Origin of the sequence: Psychromonas sp. MB-3u-54 (assembly GCF_002836415.1) — a bacterium.
In the GTDB taxonomy this organism is placed as follows: domain Bacteria; phylum Pseudomonadota; class Gammaproteobacteria; order Enterobacterales; family Psychromonadaceae; genus Psychromonas.
On sequence record NZ_PJBP01000173.1, the window covers coordinates 1 to 19,131 of the forward strand.

General features: G+C 41.7%; 17 protein-coding genes. 12 read left to right on the forward strand and 5 right to left on the reverse strand.

Annotation, left to right across the window (positions count from 1 at the left end):
• The first annotated feature begins 1,348 nt into the window (after nt 1-1,348).
• From CXF72_RS14360 to CXF72_RS14395, 6 genes are all read left to right on the forward strand, one after another.
• On the forward strand, nt 1,349-1,960 hold the full coding sequence (locus tag CXF72_RS14360; RefSeq protein WP_101039890.1) for a dual OB domain-containing protein: 612 nt from the start codon (nt 1,349-1,351) through the stop codon (nt 1,958-1,960).
• A 9-nt stretch (nt 1,961-1,969) separates the two neighbouring features.
• Nucleotides 1,970-2,410: a DUF488 domain-containing protein gene (locus CXF72_RS14365; RefSeq protein ID WP_101039892.1), complete on the forward strand. Its 441-nt coding sequence runs from the start codon at nt 1,970-1,972 to the stop codon at nt 2,408-2,410.
• A complete protein-coding gene (locus tag CXF72_RS14370; RefSeq protein WP_101039894.1) occupies nt 2,411-3,016 on the forward strand; it encodes a DUF4326 domain-containing protein in 606 nt (201 codons plus the stop codon).
• A 124-nt stretch (nt 3,017-3,140) separates the two neighbouring features.
• On the forward strand, nt 3,141-3,416 hold the full coding sequence (locus CXF72_RS14375; RefSeq protein WP_101039896.1) for a hypothetical protein: 276 nt from the start codon (nt 3,141-3,143) through the stop codon (nt 3,414-3,416).
• 1,287 nt (nt 3,417-4,703) lie between these two features.
• A complete protein-coding gene (leuE, locus tag CXF72_RS14390) occupies nt 4,704-5,339 on the forward strand; it encodes a leucine efflux protein LeuE (protein WP_101039902.1) in 636 nt (211 codons plus the stop codon).
• Between the two features lie 131 nt (nt 5,340-5,470).
• A complete protein-coding gene (locus CXF72_RS14395; protein ID WP_332870232.1) occupies nt 5,471-5,671 on the forward strand; it encodes a YgaP family membrane protein in 201 nt (66 codons plus the stop codon).
• A gap of 364 nt (nt 5,672-6,035) precedes the next feature.
• Here CXF72_RS14395 and CXF72_RS14400 read toward each other — a convergent pair whose 3' ends face one another.
• The 4 genes from CXF72_RS14400 to CXF72_RS14415 form a co-directional block, all read right to left on the reverse strand.
• Nucleotides 6,036-7,136 carry an ABC transporter ATP-binding protein gene (locus tag CXF72_RS14400; RefSeq protein WP_101039906.1) on the reverse strand — a complete coding sequence of 367 codons (1,101 nt, stop codon included), beginning with the start codon at nt 7,134-7,136 and terminating at the stop codon, nt 6,036-6,038.
• A gap of 20 nt (nt 7,137-7,156) precedes the next feature.
• A complete protein-coding gene (locus CXF72_RS14405) occupies nt 7,157-8,344 on the reverse strand; it encodes a carbohydrate ABC transporter permease (RefSeq protein ID WP_232784996.1) in 1,188 nt (395 codons plus the stop codon).
• A gap of 2 nt (nt 8,345-8,346) precedes the next feature.
• Nucleotides 8,347-9,357, reverse strand: coding sequence for a carbohydrate ABC transporter permease (locus tag CXF72_RS14410; protein WP_101039908.1), 1,011 nt, complete (start codon nt 9,355-9,357; stop codon nt 8,347-8,349).
• 70 nt (nt 9,358-9,427) lie between these two features.
• The gene (locus CXF72_RS14415; RefSeq protein WP_101039910.1) at nt 9,428-10,786 is read right to left on the reverse strand and encodes an ABC transporter substrate-binding protein; all 1,359 of its coding nucleotides are present in this window, start codon (nt 10,784-10,786) and stop codon (nt 9,428-9,430) included.
• A gap of 258 nt (nt 10,787-11,044) precedes the next feature.
• Between CXF72_RS14415 and CXF72_RS14420 the strand changes: the two genes are divergently transcribed.
• The 6 genes from CXF72_RS14420 (at nt 11,045) to CXF72_RS14450 (ending at nt 18,039) form a co-directional block, all read left to right on the forward strand.
• Nucleotides 11,045-12,088 carry a substrate-binding domain-containing protein gene (locus tag CXF72_RS14420; RefSeq protein ID WP_198552613.1) on the forward strand — a complete coding sequence of 348 codons (1,044 nt, stop codon included), beginning with the start codon at nt 11,045-11,047 and terminating at the stop codon, nt 12,086-12,088.
• Nucleotides 12,089-12,435: 347 nt separating this feature from the next.
• Nucleotides 12,436-14,139, forward strand: coding sequence for a glycoside hydrolase family 13 protein (locus CXF72_RS14425; protein WP_101039914.1), 1,704 nt, complete (start codon nt 12,436-12,438; stop codon nt 14,137-14,139).
• A 163-nt stretch (nt 14,140-14,302) separates the two neighbouring features.
• Entirely contained in the window at nt 14,303-14,674 is a 372-nt protein-coding gene (locus CXF72_RS14430) for a DUF302 domain-containing protein (protein ID WP_101039916.1), read from the forward strand.
• A 223-nt stretch (nt 14,675-14,897) separates the two neighbouring features.
• Complete coding sequence (gene hmpA / locus CXF72_RS14435) at nt 14,898-16,088, forward strand: NO-inducible flavohemoprotein (protein WP_101039917.1); 1,191 nt, start codon at nt 14,898-14,900, stop codon at nt 16,086-16,088.
• Nucleotides 16,089-16,411: 323 nt separating this feature from the next.
• The gene (locus CXF72_RS14440; RefSeq protein ID WP_101039919.1) at nt 16,412-16,828 is read left to right on the forward strand and encodes a GFA family protein; all 417 of its coding nucleotides are present in this window, start codon (nt 16,412-16,414) and stop codon (nt 16,826-16,828) included.
• A gap of 620 nt (nt 16,829-17,448) precedes the next feature.
• The gene (locus tag CXF72_RS14450; RefSeq protein ID WP_101039920.1) at nt 17,449-18,039 is read left to right on the forward strand and encodes a TetR/AcrR family transcriptional regulator; all 591 of its coding nucleotides are present in this window, start codon (nt 17,449-17,451) and stop codon (nt 18,037-18,039) included.
• Nucleotides 18,040-18,148: 109 nt separating this feature from the next.
• Here CXF72_RS14450 and yghU read toward each other — a convergent pair whose 3' ends face one another.
• Nucleotides 18,149-19,006, reverse strand: a complete 858-nt coding sequence (gene yghU, locus CXF72_RS14455) for a glutathione-dependent disulfide-bond oxidoreductase (RefSeq protein WP_101039922.1) — start codon at nt 19,004-19,006, stop codon at nt 18,149-18,151.
• Between the last annotated feature and the right edge of the window lie 125 nt (nt 19,007-19,131).

Here is a 19,131-nt window from a genome sequence, read left to right on the forward strand (position 1 = left end):
ACGAGCTACGAGCTACGAGCTACGAGCTACGAGCTACGAGCTACGAGCTACGAGCTACGAGCTACGAGCTACGAGCTACGAGCTACGAGCTACGAGCTTTTTTTAGCTTGTTTTTGCATTTTAAGTGTAACTTATTGTTTTTATTGGTTTTGTGATATAATGTGATATAATGTTATTTAATTAGATATTTTTTAGTGCACATTAATAGCTATGAGCGGTTCAATAGCTCTTGGTTTTTAATGTGGTTACTTTTGCATTCTACTTTTCAGTATTATCAATTCTAATTTAGTAGTGGCTTTAATTGAATGCAAATTCAATGGGGCTAAAATCATTTTATGCTTATTGAGTGTTTGTGATAGATAAAATAAAAACAAGAGATCGTATATGCATAAATGCAAATGTTGTGGTGAAGAATTACCGATTATGAGAATGCGTCGAACGTGGAAAGAAAGACATATTACCCACAGAAATACATTTAAATATCGATGTGAACAATGTAATGAAATTACATTTATAAGTATGCTTATGTCTTTTAAATAGCGCTAGTTAAAAGGGGCATTGAGCTTCGAGCTTTGAGCTTTGAGCTTTGAGCTTTGAGCTTTGAGCTTTGAGCTTCGAGTTTCGAGTTTCGAGTTTCGAGTTTAGATATTCGAGCTTTGAGATTCAAGCTTCGAGCTTCGAGCTTCGAGCTTCGAGCTTCGAGCTTCGAGTTTAGATATTAGATATTCGAGATTCGAGCTTTCAAGCCTTTCCGCCTTTCTACTTTCCTGTCCATAAATCTAAACTGACGTTTAATTCACTCCATTATTTCCTTTGCTAATGTCATTTCCCCGTTAAGAAAAAGGTTTGGCTGTCCAGTATTTTCTGTGGTCGCATAACTCGCCTAAAAGAATGCCATATACAGGGACAGGCAGAGCCTGTCCCGCTCATAAGCCTGAACTGCCGTTCAATTCGCTTAGACGTTTTTTATTCTTGTCTGTTCAATAACTTCTTAACGCACCGGCTTGGACAGCACATCCATGTGCAGAGCTAAGCCTAGTGGAAACAACAAGGGCACGCAGAGCTTAGTCCGCTCATAATTCTGAACTGGCGTTCAAATCGCTCCATGTTTCTACTTGCTAAAGGAATTGATTGAGCAAGAAAAACGGTCGGAAATTGCCTATCCGCATTGGCTTGGTTTAAAAAAGGCTTGGGTGTCCCAAACCATTTCTTAAAATATTGATTTATTGAGGTTAAATAGATATTGTTGTGATTATTTGGTATGGGATAGGTATCGCGACTTTTCGTGCATAGTGATGCTTATAAAGCTGTTAAGCACCAATCATATATCAATCAGCATGGAGGCCGAATGAGCCAAGTAGAAATTATTGTTTTAGCTAACTCAGTTAAACATCAACAGCATTGTGTCGCAGGAAAGAGTCTTGCGAATGGACAATGGGTTCGTCCAGTTTCAAGTGAAATTGGAGGAGAATTGAGCCATAATCAAGCAAAATATCAAAACCCTTATGGAATATTTACTGTAAAGCCGCTACAGAAAATTTTGATGAAATTCTCACGTCACGTTCCTTTATCTCATCAACCTGAAAATTATTTAATTGATAATACGGTTTGGAGACAAAACTACTCTATTAATTTAAATGAAATAAATAACCACCTAGACCATCCAAATGACCTATGGGGAGAAAGCAATCTAGTTCCATATATTCAAATTCAATTAGGCACAACTAAAATAGAACAATCACTTTACTTGGTAAAAGTGGACAATATTAAGTTATATATTAAAGATGATAAAAGAAAAGCATCTTTTACGTATAATAGAATAGCGTATGAATTACCTGTAACAGATCCTAACTTTGGTAATCTTGTTGATGACTTTTCAGGAATTACTGGAGTTCTTTGTATTAGCCTAGGGGAAGAATTTAAAGGTAATTGTTATAAACTAGTTGCTACTATATTTTAAGGGCATTAGATGGATATTTTTACTATCGGGTTTACTAAAAAAAATGCAGAAACTTTTTTTACATTTTTAAAAGAAGCAAAAATTTCAACTTTACTTGATGTTAGGTTAAATAATGTTTCTCAGCTTGCTGGCTTCGCTAAACGGGATGACCTTAAGTTTTTTTTAAAAGAACTTTGTGGAACTGATTATATTCATACTCCTGAATTAGCTCCAACGAAAGAAATGTTGAGATCATACAAAAAAGGAGATATGTCGTGGGAAAAGTATGAAGATAAATTTCTTGATTTAATGTCACAGAGGCAAATTGAAAAAATAGTAAAGCCTACTTTATTAGATCATGGTTGTTTATTATGTAGTGAGCATGAGCCACACTTATGCCACAGGCGTTTAGTAGTTGAGTACTTAAATGAAAGCTCTGATTTAAATTTAAAAGTTGAGCACCTATATTAAATGAATAAAATATTAATTTTGTATCCTAAGCAATTTAACTGTTATGAAAAATTTCATAGAAAAGTCACAAAGATAATTAAAAATATCAATGAATTTTCTGTTGTATACCCGAACGATCCTAACAATTTAATTGGTCGGCTTTTTGAGCAGGAATTTCCTGATATTTTCTTATCTGTTATGCCTCATTTTCAAAATTTAAATGTTACTCATGCCATTATATTTGATGATGGTGAAGAATTTCCTGACGATACATTGTTCTTGCAAAACGAAAAAATCCCCCTTAGATTAATTAAAATTAACATTACACGTGTTATCAATATAAAAAAAGATGTTGAATTCTCATCTGAAAAATCTACGCTCAAATATGAATATATTGGAAGAGGAGCATACTGGGGTAACCCTTACTCTATGTATGAAGAAGGTGATAGCCGTGACGAAGTTATTAGGAAATACAAATATGACTTTGATTATGAAAAATTTATTAATAAAGAAAAGTCCGAAGTTTATAAACTGGCAGGTAAGCGTTTAGGTTGTTTTTGTAAGCCACAAAGCTGTCATGGCGATGTATTAGCTGACTTTTTAAATTCATGGGATGATGGAAGTTAATACGAGTAATTGAGGATAGCCAAACCTTTTTATAAATAAAAAAACCGATACGGTTACGAAAATTTCCGACCGTTTTTCTTGTCTGGGAAATCACTTTAGCAAAGGAAATCATGGAGCGACAAATTTGTCAGGAAAAAATTTTAACGTTGGAGTTTATGACAACGACCTGAAAGGCGTAGGGCAGGACGCCCTGAGTCATTTACGCCAGTTCAGGCTTATGAGCGGGCTAAGCTCTGGTGACCTGTATTCTTTTGCTGTTGGAAGAGCATTACGCCCTCGAACTGCGAAACTGCGTTTCGGTTTCTCATTATCTACACGCCGTCAGGGCGGAATACCAACAATCAAAGTTAAACCAAAGGTTCACAAGCGAAGGCTTACAAATAACCAGTACGGTATTTAGATTACAGCGCGGAGCGTGGGAACGAGCGAGGCATTAGGGTCAAGTCTTTCGGGCATTAGGGGCATTAGGGTCAAGTCTTTCATTTTGCATTATCTTGTTTTTTACCCGCAAAATTAGGGGCATTAGGGTCAAGTCTTTCATTTTGCATTATCTTGTTTTTTACCCGCAAAAAAGGTTGGACACCCACTTATATTTCATCATCAATTCAATATATTAGAATTCCAAACCAATACGGTTACGAAAATTTCCGACCGTTTTTCTTGTCTGGAAAATTACTTTAGCAAAGGAAATCATGGAGCGACAAATTTGTCAGGAAAAAATTTGAACGTTGGAGTTTACGACAACGACCTGAAAGGCGTAGGGCAGGACGCCCGGAGTCATTTACGCCAGTTCAGGCTTATGAGCGGGCTAAGCTCTGGTGACCTGTATTCTTTTGCTGTTGGAAGAGCATTACGCCCTCGAACTGCGAAACTGCGTTTCGGTTTCTCATTATCTACACGCCGTCAGGGCGGAATACCAACAATCAAAGTGACACCAAAATCTCACAAGCGAAGGCTTACAAATAACCAGTACGGTATTTAGATTACAGCGCGGAGCGTGGGAACGAGCGACAGCTCGAAGCCCGCAGCTCACCGCCCGCATCTCGCAACTCATCGCCCACAGCCCGCAGCCGACAGCCGACAGCCGACAGCCCGCAGCCCGCAGCTCGCAGCCCGCATCTCGCAGCTCGCATCTCGCAGCTCGCAGCTCGCATCTCGCATCTCGCATCTCACATCTCGCATCTCGCATCTCGCATCTCACATCTCGCATCTCGCATCTCGCATCTCGCATCTCGCAGCTCGCAGCTCACATCTCACATCTCGCAGCTCGCAGCTCGCAGCTCGCAGCTCACATCTCACATCTCGCAGCTCGCAGCTCGCAGCTCGCATCTCGCATCTCGCAGCTCGCATCTCGCATCTCGCATCTCGCAGCTCGCATCTCGCATCTCGCATCTCGCAGCTCGCATCTCACATCTCGCACCTCGCAGCTCGCATCTCGCAGCTCGCATCTCGCATCTCGCAGCTCGCATCTCATCGCCCACAGCCGACAGCGGATAGCTCGCATCCGACAGCGGATAGCTCGCATCCGACAGCCCGAAGCCCGAAGCTCGTAGTCCTCCCTAGATAAATCAGTGTTTATTTTTCCAGCATAATGTAGGATCATATTTTTAATTCTATTGGTCGCAGAAAATAAGAATATCGGCTATTTTGTAGTACTAACCTATTCTGCTTATTGTGAGGAATTGATATGTTCGAAAGTTTTGGTGTCATTAATATCTGGACTTATATTGCCGGTCTTATTTTTATTATCCTGGCACCCGGACCTAATTCACTTTATGTGTTGAAAACCGGCGCAAGTTACGGCATCGCGACGGGTTATCGTGCCGTGGCGGGGGTGTTGTTAGGAGATGCGATTCTGATTTTATTGTCTTATCTTGGGGTCGCCTCGTTGGTTCAAGCGTCCCCTCTTTTGTTTACTGCAATGCGTTATTTAGGTGCCGCTTACCTTTTGTATCTTGGTATAAGCTTAATTTACAGTAACTGGGTAGCCCCGAAAGTGAAAGCATCTTCTCCAAAAATAAAAACAGAAAAAGTTTTCCGCAAGTCGCTTAGCTTGAGCTTGACCAATCCTAAAGCCTTGCTTTTTTATGTGTCATTTTTCATTCAATTTGTTGATTACAGTTATCACAGCACTTGGATTTCATATTCAATTTTGGCCATGATATTAGAGGTTTTTAGCTTAACTTATCTTAGTGTCTTAATTGTGCTGGGCAGTGCGTTGACGCGCTACTTTCATCAAAACAAGTCCTTAGCTAAACTGGGCAACAGCCTGTTAGGTTTATTTTTTATGGGCTTTGCGGCAAGGCTGTCGATCCTGAATTAGTATTGGCTCTTTCGTGAGCAGCTGGTTGCTAATATCAGCATCTATAGCTCAGCTAAAAATGAGTTCGCTAACCCCTGTATCAAAACAGCATTTAGGTCTATGGTTTTATTTTAAGCAAATCAAAGGCGTGAATGATGAAAAATAATGTTGGTGGTCTTGATCGTACCCTGCGTATTATTGTGGGCGTTGTTATTATTGCCGCGGGGGGCTATTTTCAAAGCTGGTGGGGCGCTGTGGGATTAATTCCGCTGTTAACCGGCAGCATCGGCTGGTGCCCGGCTTATTTACCTTTTGGTATATCGAGCTGTGCTGTTGAAAAAAGTGAGGAGTGAACCTTTACAGCTGAATTATTCGGGGGGGCGAGATCAGCATTCTCAGGTAGTTTGAGTCTCATCAGTCATTTATTTATTACCCGTCATTGATCACCCCGTAATATGGAAGAATGATTCAATGTTGTACTTGCGTAGTTTGCTCTATTTCTTCAAAAAAGACGGCTCGTCCTTTACCGGCCTGCTTGGCAGAATATATTTTTTATCAGTAGCAGTTTGGCACTATCCCGTTATTTTGTAGCGATAATACGCATTTTTATAAAGATAAATTTCAAGAAAAAGGTTGTTGGTCATACAAGGAGAGAGGCTAAAGATGAACATAAAACCTCTGGCTGTTCACTGAGGTTTTATGTCGATTAAAAGATGATTAGAGGTAACGTAAAGAGATTCCGTTGGCATCAAAAAGATGCGTTTTATCGGCATCCACGGTCAGGTAGATGGTTTCTCCTTTATGTTTATTAATAATACCCGGAATTTTTACTATCACTGGCACTTTTGATTCCGCGCTATCAAGGTGTAATAGGGTCACTTCGCCTAATGATTCTACAAAGGAGATAGTGCCTGATAACATGCAACTTGCCTGATCTGCTAAACGGAAATCCTCCGGACGCACTCCAATGCTGAGGGTTTGATTTTCAATGTCAGAGTGACTCTTTATAGGGATATCGACCTGATGACCGTTTTGACTTTGAATGCTGGTTAACTCTCCAGATTTGATAAGGGTAACGGTAAAAATATTCATGGCAGGCGAGCCAATAAACTGTGCGACGAACAGATTAGCCGGTTGACCATATAATTCAAGCGGTGTACCCACTTGCTCAATTTTTCCCGCCGACAGCACGACAATACGATCTGCTAAGGTCATCGCCTCAATCTGATCATGGGTGACGTAGATCATGGTGGTTTCTTTGAGGCTCTCATTTAAATTGGCAATTTCAATGCGTGTTTGTACCCGCAGTGAAGCATCAAGATTGGAGAGGGGTTCATCAAAGAGAAATACTTTGGGATTTCGTACAATAGCGCGGCCAATCGCCACCCGTTGTCGTTGTCCGCCGGAGAGTGCTTTGGGTAAACGATATAAATAATCTGTTAATTGCAACATCGCTGCCGTACTCGTTACGCGCTCGTCGATCGTGGCTTTGTCCTCTTTGGCAATGCGCATGGAAAAGGCCATGTTGTCATAAACGGTCATATGCGGGTATAACGCATAGGATTGAAATACCATGGCAATACCGCGCATGGCCGAGGGGATATCATTGACGTTATGACCCTCGATAAACAGATCGCCACTGGTAATATCTTCAAGACCTGCAATCATACGCAGCAGCGTTGATTTACCGCAGCCGGAAGGGCCAACAAAGACGACAAACTCACCCAGTTTGATATCCAGGTCAATACCATGTAATACCTCGGTTTTGCCGTAGGATTTTTTAATGTTTTTTAATGTTAAACCAGTTGAACTAGTCATAGATGTTCCTTAAATTCTTATTATTTGACTGAGCCTGTCAGCAATCCGCGCACGAGGTAGCGTTGTAATGTCCAGAACACAGTTAACGGGACAGCAATGGAAACAAACGCCGATGCGGTTAATATTTCCCAATTTCCTCCTCTTGAGCCCAATAACTCTCTTAAGCGGCCCGTTAATACTAATTCATGTTCCCCATTGCCAAGGAATACAGTCGCGACCAACAGATCATTCCATACCCAAAGGAATTGGAAAATAGCAAAGGAAGCGAGCGCCGGAAATGACAGAGGCAGTATAATTTTAACAAAGATATCAAAGTCATTGGCACCATCAACGCGGGCGGATTCAATGATTTCTTTGGGCAGACCTGAAATGTAATTTCTTAATAAATAAATCGCTAAGGGTAAGCCGAATCCGGTATGGGCCAGCCAAATGCCGAGATAGCTTTTTGCGCTAACGCCGAAGTATCCTCCTATTGTATTGTAGAGTTGTAACAGGGGAATCAAAGACATTTGCAGGGGCACGACCAGCAAACCAACCACCAGAGCAATTAATATTCCTCGCCCGGGTAAACGCATCCAGGACAGTGCATAGGCGGCAAAGGCCGCGATCAAAATAGGAATAATAGTCGCTGGTATAGTCACCGTCAGTGAGTTAATAAATGACTGACCAATCCCCTCTGAGTGTAATACTTCATCATAATTGTCGAGGGTGAATTTAGGCGAAGCTAAAGCGGTGTAAAATACTCGATTGCCGCGACTGCCGGTAAAAGGCGTTGGCGATGCCATGCTATAGCGGCCATCGCCGGCAACGGTCAGCGTGCCACCATCTCTCATTTTAGCAACGCTTCCTGCCAAATAGGCTTCCGGCTCCTGTGATGTCCAACCAAAGCGTAAAATTTCATCCTTAGGATTAAAATCCTCAATTTTTCCCGCTAAAACATACTCACCATCAAGTAAAACTTGCTGATCCGGCGCATCTGTTCTGCCGATTAAGTTTTGCTCCGAGGAGGACAGTGCCTCCCACCAACCGCTCACTGCGAGTTGATCTTTATCACGGAAAGAGGAGATTAATAATCCCGCAGTAGGGAATGTCCATAACAGCACCAGCAACAACACACTCAGGTGTACCAGCAGCATTAAGGGTGAACGCCTCATTTGTTTCAGACTCATCATGACCCGATTAGACTTGTTACTTGGTATTGATTGCATGATTAACGTCCTTCCATTTGTGCATTTGCCTGTCTAACATTCCAAACCATCACAGGAATAACCGCAATCATGATAATCACCGCTATCGCCGCGCCACGGCCAAAATCACCGCCTCCCCTAAACATCCAGTCAAACATCATGTTGGCCAGTACTTGGGTATCCCATTGACCATTGGTCATGGCTAAAACGATATCAAAGACTTTAAGGACTAAAATAGTAATAGTGGTCCATACCACGGCAATCGATCCCCAAATTTGCGGGATAAGAATTTTAAAGAAAATTTGTATGCCATTGGCCCCATCTAATACGGCAGCTTCGACGGTTTCCTCGGGAATACCGCGCAGTGCAGCCGATAAAATTACCATGGCAAAACCCGTTTGGATCCAAATTAAAATCACCATTAATAAAATATCATTCCAAAATGGAATAGTTATCCAGGCTTGTGGTGTGCCGCCAAAATACTCAACAACCGCATTAAGCAGACCAATTTGATCAGACCCTTCGGCGCGGTAATCATAAACAAATTTCCAGATAATAGAGGCGCCGATAAAAGAGATCGCCATGGGCATAAAAATAAGACTTTTGGCAATATTTCCCCAACGAATACGGTCGGTGAGTGCTGCAATAATCAAACCAAAAAACGTTGATAATGCGGGCACAATCAATAACCACATGACGTTATTGATTAAACTTTCAATAAATTCATTGTCGTTAAATAGCCACTGATAATTAGCTAATCCAACAAAATCTTCACCATTGCGGCCGTGTAATGACAAATACACTGAATCAAAGACCGGATAAACAAGGTATAAACCAAGAAAAAATAAGGCGGGACCTAAAAATAACCAGGGCCGAATGGCTGCTGCCCGGCGAATATTTTTTGCCATCTTTTGGTTGGAAACATGATTGATTGGGAAGATGACACCCAACAGCCAGTTACTGCCAAAAAAATAAAAAACACAAGCGAAAACACCCAGTAGCATGGCCAGTAAGGAGTAATATAATTGTTCCATTGGAAAACCTCACACAGGGAGCAAAATAAAAAAATAAGCCGGTGTTTTGCCGGCTTATTAGCAGGAGTCGTTATTTAAGCGCGTCCCACGTTCCTTGAATGTAGTCACCTACTTCTTGCGCTGATTTACCACCAGTGTAATCAACCATACCTGTCCAGAATGCACCTGCACCAATTTTACCCGGCATTAAGTCAGAGCCGTCAAAACGGAAGGTGGTGGCATCCAGTAAAATATTACCTTGTTTTTTCAGTGTGTCATTACCATAGGCGTTGATGTTTACTCCTTTATAAGGCGTTAAGAAACCGGATTGCGCCATCCAAACCTCATGGGCGATAGGCGTTTGCAGAAAGGCAATAAAGGCTTGCGCTGCTTTTGAGTCCTCGGTAATGCCCCACATAGTACCTGCACCTAAGACGGGTTTACCCAGATCTTTAGACGCATAAGCCGGGAAGTAAAAGAAGTCTGCATCGAGACCCAGTTTAGTGCCTTCGGGGAAGAAGCTGGGAATAAATGAAGCTTGTTTATGCAGATAACATTTAGGCGGTGAGCTAAATAGACCAAGCGGACTTTCTCGGAAATCAGAGGTGGCGACAGCACGGGCACCGCCATCAACGAATTTATCATTACTCGCAAACCAACCAAACTCTTCAATGGCCTGAACAACTTTAGGATCGTTAAATTTCAAATCATTGCTGATCCAGCGGTCATAATCTTTAGGTGACTGTGTTCTTAACATTAAATCTTCAACCCAATCGGTTGCCGGCCAACCCGTTGCAGCGCCGCTTCCCAGACCAATACACCAGGGTGTTTCGCCATCGGCAACAATCTGTTTGGTTAGTGCTTTCAACTCTTCCATCGTTTTGGGGACTTGATAGCCTGCATCTTCAAAATTTTCAGGAATAAACCAAACCAGTGATTTCAAATCAACTTTATAGAAGAAACCAAATAAATTTTTGTTGCCTTTCTTATCGGTAAAAGTACCAAGATCCACCCATGATGATCCTGCTGCATAGTTTTCTTTTACCCATTTTTCGGTATCAGCACTGAGCGGTGATAAAAAACCTTTTGATGCAAGGTCAGCCGCTAAGCCGGGTTGCGGGAAAATAGCAATATTAGGTGCACTGCCTGCCTGAACATCAATCACAATTTGTTGTTCGAAAGAATCTGACCCTGCATACTGTACGTCTGCGCCAGTTGCCGCTTCAAAATACGCAATCACACTTTCGGCGAGATCTTTATCCGCCCCTAGCCAAGGACCTTTAATAGTCAGCGTTTCTCCTTTTAAGTTAACGTCCTTTTTAAATTGCTCATAACTTGCCCAGTTAAAGGTATTGTCTTCGCCAGGCTGAAACTTCAAATCAGCTGCAAAAGCTGATGAAGAGCTAAGGATTGCCAGTGCAATGGCGCTATTGAGTATTTTGTTTTTCATCTTTATTTTAACTCCGTTTTTAACAAAAAAGGAACGTTTACTAAATCATTTAAGATAGAAACTATCAGGCGCTGATAATAGACAAAGATGTTGCTAAATATAGTTAATTGTACGGATAATGTGTGCAAAGCCTCTTTTTTGTATGAATTACGTACTGTTTTGGTGATAAGCATCACTTAATTTATAAACTTAGGTTTATAGTGTATGAATAATTTACTAAAACGATTTAGACTGAGTGGCAATATAAGGGGTATCCGAGTGAAAATTCCACAAAAACACACATTAAAAAATATTTCCCAGCAACTGCATGTCTCTTCTGCGACTGTCTCTAATGCTTTTAATAAACCGGCTCAACTGTCAAAGTCGCTGCGCAGTAAAATATTAAAATATTGTGAAGAGGTGGGTTATTTGGGGCCAAGTATGGCCGCAAGAAGCCTGCGCACGGGTAAAACCGGGGTTTATGGTATTGTCTTATCCGATGATATCTCTGAGTCCTTAATGAACCCGGTGGCCAATCAATTTTTAAGCGCTGTTGCCGAGGTGTTTGATAAACAGCATGTCAATATGCTGCTGCTCGCCTCGGATACCAAGCGTTATCTTGTTAATCAAATTGATACTCTGGCGGATGCCTTTATTGTTTATGGTCAACCACAAAATAGTAAAATATTAATACGTCTTGAATTACAAAATAAACCCATTATCACGGTGGATTTTCAATATAAAAACTACCCGTCCATTAATATTAATAACCATGAAGCTGCTTATTCGATCGCTAAATACGCCATTGATCATACTCAAGCCAGCACTATTCATCCGGTTATTTTAGGGCTGCACCTTACCCAGAACAGCGATTCGCAATCTATTCGCGATCAGGCTTTATTCTCAGCCACTGAGTCTATTAGTCGCTGCCGATTAGAAGGCTATAAAGAGGCTTTAAATGACGCTGATATTGCCATTGGAAATGATGCTATCTGGCAAATAGAGCCCTATGATGAGCGCATGATCAAAACTATTATTCGCGGCATATTAACGTCCTCTGAGCCCATTAATTTACTGCTCTGCATGAGTGATAAAATTGCGATTGCCGCTTTAGATGTGGCCTCTGAACTTAATATTACCGTGCCCGGTAAGTTACAGATTGTCGGCTTTGATGGTATAACCCGCGCACTGGAAAAGGGGATCACGACGGTAGGCCAACCTATTAAAGAAAAGGGCAATATTGCAGCAGAGGTCTGCCTTGGTATTCGCAACAGCGAATCAGTTACGCTGTTAACTGACTTAATCATTAATCAAAGTGCATAGCGATACTCAAAATCACTTAAAGATGCTGATTTTAGGATCTGCAAGTAGTTTGGTTATATACAGATAATAATACCAAACGCATCAAATAAGTGATCAGTCTTGCTGGTTAAAATTAACTCTATCTGCGTTATACGTTTTATTCAGAATGTCGTGTTCTTCAGCACTTCGTGGTCAGCTAAAGCTGTTCAAAATCGTTCCATACGATTTTGTGAAAGGAGAGTAACTACTTCCTGCAACTCATGCCTGCTAGTGTTAATTTTTCCGACGCAATGCAAGATCACATTTTGAATATATTTGGTATAACCAATAATTTTATCGAATGATTCATCAATATAAGGAACCGCTGTATGAAGGGGGCAATAACAAAAAGGTGGTGGCATAACTGTGTGGTCTACCAAATTTATCCGCGCAGCTTTAATGACAGCAGCGGTGATGGCTTGGGAGATATTCAAGGTATTATCGATAAGCTGGATCATATTCAGGCATTGGGCGCTAATATTATCTGGTTAAGCCCGGTAAACCAGTCGCCGATGGATGATAACGGCTACGATATTTCCGATTATTATAAAATAGCCCCGGAATACGGCACCATGGCGGACATGGAATTATTGATTCTTGAAGCTAAAAAACGCGACATTAAAATTTTAATGGATCTGGTGGTCAATCATACCTCCGATGAGCACCCTTGGTTTGTTGAATCGAAAAGCAGCTTGGATAATCCAAAACGGGATTGGTATATCTGGAAAGATCCCAAACCCGATGGCAGTGAGCCCAATAACTGGGAATCTTTTTTTACGCCAAAAGCCTGGGAATTTGATGATGCAAGCAAGCAGTACTATTTACACCTGTTCAGTAAAAAGCAGCCCGATTTAAACTGGGAAAATCCGAAGGTGCGTGCCGCAATCCATGACGTTTTACATTTTTGGCTAAAAAAAGGCATTGGCGGCTTCCGCATGGATGTTATCAATATGATTGGCAAACCCTCGGACTTTCCCGATGCCACCATTTTTGATGAAGGTGTCGCGGGCTGGGAGCATTGGGCAAATAACCTCTTATGTCATCAATACCTGCGTGAAATTGATGACAAAGTATTGTCCCACTATGATGTTATGACCGTTGCAGAAACGCCTTTTACTACGACTTTAGATGGCCGTTATTATTCACATCCGGACCGTCATGAAGTCAGTATGATTTTTCATTTTGAACATATGAGCATCGACAGAGAAGAGCATAATGCCGTGCGTAAACCCTTTGATCTCGTTGAATATAAAGAGATCATGACACGCTGGCAGAATGACCTCTATCAAAAGGGGTGGAACAGCTTATATTGGAGCAATCACGATCAGCCGCGTACGGTTTCCCGCTTTGGCAGCGACTGTAAAGAATATCGCAGGATTAGCGCGAAAATGCTCGGCACCCTCACTCATATGATGAGCGGGACACCCTATGTCTATCAAGGTGAAGAGATTGGCATGACCAATAAAACCTTTACTGATATCAGCCAATTTGATGATCTGATGGCCAAGTTTCATTATCAGAAAATATTAGCCAGTGGCCGCAGCGCGCAACAGGCCCTTGATTTTCTTAACTACTTTTCCCGTGATCATGCCCGTCTGCCGATGCAATGGGATAACAGTTTAAATGCCGGATTTACCACCGGCACCCCCTGGCTGGCGCTCAATAATAATCAGGCAGATGTGAATGCACAGACCGAAAGAGACAATGAAAATTCAATTTTCAATTATTATCGGAAACTGATCGCATTAAGAAAATCCACCGTCTATGGTGAGGTCATTACCTATGGTCGATATCAACTGCTGGATCAAGATGATGCTGATGTTTATGCCTATCAGCGCAGCTATAATGGTAAAACCTTATTAATCGTCTGTAACTTTACCAAGCAGAGCTTAACCCGACATTACGACGGGGAAATTAAACAGCTGGTATTAAATAATTATCAAAATAACCCGCTAACACTTGCACCCTTAAGTCTTGCACCTTATCAGGCACTTATTCTGGATATTTCTCCGGGACATGCAGATAAACTATAAACGTTGGATTGATTAATGAATTTGCCGTAATGCCAAACTTAACGGGATAGACTAAATATAAATTAACGTGGTTTTTATTTTAAATAAACAGGCTTAGAATGGGAAATTCGACAGCCTTATTATATTCAACAATAAAAAGGGAGATGAGTTATGTACTACATAGTTGAACACCAGTAAATCATTCGAGCAAGCATCAGTAGATCTTGATGCAGCCGTTAAACGGCACAACTTTGGAGTGTTGTATGTCCATGATTTAGGGGAGACTCTGCGTGGTAAAGGGGGTTCATTTGCTGAGCAGTGTCAGGTTTTTGAGGTCTGTAATCCGGGGCAGGCTGCCAAAGTTATGTCCATCGATATGCGCCTGAATATGGCCTTACCGTGTCGTATCTCGGTTTTTACGGAGAAAGGTAAAACCAAGATTGGTCTTATTAAGCCCGAGCAAATGCTGGCGGCACTCTCGAAGGATGCAGCCTTAATTCAAGTCGCCAAAGAGGTTGAGGAACAGACCATACAGATGGTTGACGAGGCGAAATAAATCCCCGCAAGCACTGAGCCTAATAAGGTGTCGCTGTGCGGCACCGACCTTACTGTCCCGGTAAAAAATCCAACAAAAAAGCAGCTTGAACTCTGTGCATTGAGCGCGGATTCAGGTCAATACTCTTAAAATACTGAAGGTTTTATTTGCATCTTTTTAAATATGCATTTAATATACCTCTTAAGTAAAAAGAAGTATTTTAAATGCACATTAAGGGGTTGACATGTTAACGCAAACTGAAATTAATATAATTAAAGACAGCGCACCGGCACTCGCACAATACGGAGAAGATATTACCGGGCGGTTTTATAAGATTCTCTTTCAGTCTAATCCGGAATTAAGTCATATTTTCAATATGACCAATCAGAAGAGTGGTAATCAGAAAGCGGCGTTAGCCAACGCTGTTTATGCGTTTGCAAAATACGTCGATAATCTTGAGGTTATCCTGGGTGATGTCGAGCGTATTGCACAAAAGCATGCCAGCTTGGGCATTAAAAGTGAACATTATCCGTTAGTGGGCAGCGCATTATTACAGGCGATTGACGAAATTCTACAGCCTCCGCAGTCAGTGATCGATGCCTGGGCAAAAGGTTACGGTATTTTAGCCGATGTTTTCATTACTAGAGAACAGGTACTCTACGAGCAAAAATCAGAGCAGCAGGGCGGCTGGGCTGGCACGCGAGAATTTACCGTCGTGAATAAAGTGATTGAAACGCCCTTGATCACCTCGTTTTACTTAAGACCGAATGACGGCTTGGCCATTTCCAACTTTGTTCCCGGGCAGTATATCGCCATTCATATGCAGCCGCCGGGGGCTGAAAACCATCAAATTCGTCAATACAGCCTATCAAGTGCCTATAATAAAAACAGCTACCGCATCTCGGTAAAAAAAGAGCATAGCCCGCAGGGTGACGGACTGATTTCAAACTACCTGCATGACGGGGTCAATGTTGACGATACGCTTAATCTGAGTAATCCCTTTGGCGAGTTTTATTTACAGGAAAGCAGTAATCCGGTGGTACTGATAAGTGGCGGCGTGGGTATTACCCCGATGCAGGCGATGCTTGAAACCTTAGTATCAGAAAGCTCCCGTGAGGTTCATTTTGTGCATGGTGCGCTGGACAGCGAACATCATGCTTATAAAGAAAAACTTGATAATATGACGGATAAAAAGCAGGTAACAGCGCATGTTTTTTATGAGCAGGCACCCACCAAATTGGCGGACAACCATTATCGAGGGCTTATTAATCTGGATTTGTTAAAATCAGATTTACCCCTGAGCAGTGCCGAATTTTATATTTGCGGCCCGCTTGTCATGATGAAAGCCGTTTATAAACAGTTAAAAATGTTACAAGTCGCGGATCAAAATATCTTCTATGAAGTCTTTGGTCCGTCTAAAACACTGGCGGAATAAAAACTTTTCAATTAACAAGTGCAGATTATCAGCCAGCATAATCTGCCTGTTTTAACGATTTTCTGCCATAACGGTTGATAATAAATATCAACCGTGCGAGCTTCTAACCTTTTATCTTATCTTCCCCATGTATCATTTCTGCCATTAAATTTAATCAATGACCGAGTTTAATGATTTCTCTGTCCCAGTATTAGCTGAATGTAAGAAGAATTAATTGAATAGAAAAGCAATCTAAATTAGGGTGGTTTTTGTTTTAAATAAGCAGGCTGAAAAGTATAAATTCTACAGCCCCGTTAGCTGTTCTTAGTTGTTGGGAGATAATAATGAAAGAGATTAAATATCCGATTAAGGGATCGTGCCAATGTGGCAATGTCACCTACGAGCTTTTAGAGCCGCCCACCATGATTGTGGCTTGTCACTGTATAGCATGCCAAAAATTATCGACAAGCGCATTTAGTATTACCGCAATGGTTCATGCAGATAGCATAAAATTCAAAGGTAATATGAGTGAGTGGAGCAGGGTAGCCGACAGCGGTAATATCAGCAGCGCGAAATTCTGCCCTTCTTGCGGAAACAGGCTCTATCATTTTAACCCCAGTGAACCCGAAAAAATAAAACTCAAACCGAGTACCTTATCCGATACCAGGATCATAAATCCTACTGCTCATATCTGGGTTATTGAAAAACAAGATTGGTATAAAATTCCTAACGATATGAAAGTCTTTGATAAGCAGCCTTAAGTATGCCGCTTTTTTGCAGCATGGGTCTGGGCAGTTAGTGCTGATTATTTCGCTGTGATAATTGGTTTATATCGTCCGTTGTGATTGTTGCTAGCTTACTGGCCTGTTATTTAATCAATAGTTTTGCTGCCACCCCGTTTGGCGAGTAGGCAGGTCAGCGATGCTAAAAGGGCTTTGTCGATATTATAAGCGATTTTGTTTGCTGCCCGACAAAATAGCGACACTCCCCAGATTCTAGCTAATTTTGCATTTCGAAGTGGATTGGCTAGGACTTATTTAGTCCAGGGGAATTTCTCAAATGCGCTGTCAACGGGCGTTTCAGCGAAGTGGTTAACATAGTTACTGATCACTTTCTGTGATGTGCCCTGTACGATTTCCAGCAATTGTCTTTGCTCATAATCTTATTGTTCACTTTAGATAATGGCTAATTAATAAGGATTAAATATAAAAATTTGAGATTCCGACATTCGCTGTGATCCTGCACGTTTATTTATGCCGCTACCGACAAAGTCGTCATTTGTTTATTGTTAGTACCTTAAACAATTAATGTGGAATTACAAAACCGCTCAGGTTATTATTGAACGTCCGTTCATGGCTTTGTTTTAGAGGAGTACTACGTTATGAGTAAATCAGCCAAATTTGATCGCGCTGATGTTGTAGAAAAAGCCACCAAGCTGTATTGGGAAAAGGGTTTTCACGGAACATCCATGCGCAACCTGCAAGATGTGGTTGATATGCGGCCAGGCAGTATCTATGCCGCCTTTGGAAACAAAGAAAACTTATTTAAAGAAGCGTTGCAACACTACGCGAAAGTCAGTTTTTTTCGTCTTTCGGCCTGTAAAAAAGCATCTTCATCACCCCTTGAAGCGCTGCGAACCTTTGTTAAAAGTATCCTAATAGACACTGCTGAATCAGCCCCTAGCGGTATGTGCATGCTGGTTAAATCCGTTGCTGAACTGACCGTTGAAAATGCCGAACTGTTGTCGGAAAGCAAACGATTACTGAGCCTGATAGAAAGTGAATTTGCGGCAATCTTCAAAGAAGCGATTGAACAGGGGGAAATAAGCGCATCTAAAGATCCAAAACATCTGGCTCAATATCTGCAAATTCAGATAATGGGGGTGCGCACCTACGCGGGTGCTCACGATGATGCTCTGGCTATTGAAGCCCTTATTGATGATATTTTTGACAGCAGTGTGGTTCGCGGATAATTTTCTGATCCATGCGTTAGCAGCTGAAATATGCACTATTATCTGACCGTAAGAATCAAAATCGGGCGAAAATTTAGCAGAGTGTTTCATACAACGCTCTGCTGACTTTCTAGCTTTTTTGATTGAGCGCTTCGTCTATGTCGAAGCCATTGTGGCGTTCGCGAACCTGTTCCCAAGGTTCTCCCCAGGTACGGTTCACTACTCTTCCGCGCTGTACGGCGGGGCGCTGCGCTATTTCGCTTGCCCAACGCTGAACATTTTTGTAACTATTAACATCCAAAAATTCGGCAGCGTCATAGAGCTCACCTAACACCAGGTTTCCGTACCATGGCCAGATGGCGATATCCGCAATGCTGTATTGATCTCCTGCGATAAAATGCTGGCCGGCTAATTGTTTGTCCAGCAAATCAAGCTGACGTTTAACTTCCATGGTGAAACGGTCAATTGGATACTCTAATTTCTCCGGTGCATAAGCATAAAAATGACCAAATCCACCGCCTAAATAAGGTGCCGCGCCTTGTAACCAAAATAACCAGTTGAATACATTAGTGCGTTGTTCAGGTTTTTCCGGCAAAAAACACTCAAACTTTTCAGCCAGATACAATAGGATTGAACCAGACTCGAATAAGGGAACGGGTTTATCGGCAGAACGATCCAATAAGGCAGGGATTTTAGAATTTGGATTGATCGCGACAAAACCGGAAGAGAATTGTTGTCCTTCACTAATGTCAATAAGATGAGCATCATATTCTGCCTCTGAAATCCCTAAAGCCAGAAGCTCCTCAAGCATAATAGTGACTTTCTGACCATTGGGTGTTCCCATAGAATAAAGCTGCAAAGGGTGAATGCCGACAGGAAGCGCTTTATCATGTGTTGCCCCTGATATTGGACGGTTTATCTTTGCCCAAGTACCAGCGCTTTCACTGTTAGGGGTCCAAACCTTTGCTGGAGTGTATTCGCTTCCCATAGTATCTCCTCATAAAGTAGTGGTGTTTACTATTGTAAAAAATCGTTCAGATGGCTCTATGCTAACCGGATAAAATACATTGATCAACCATCTAACCCTAAGGTCGGTTGCCATCACCGGGACGC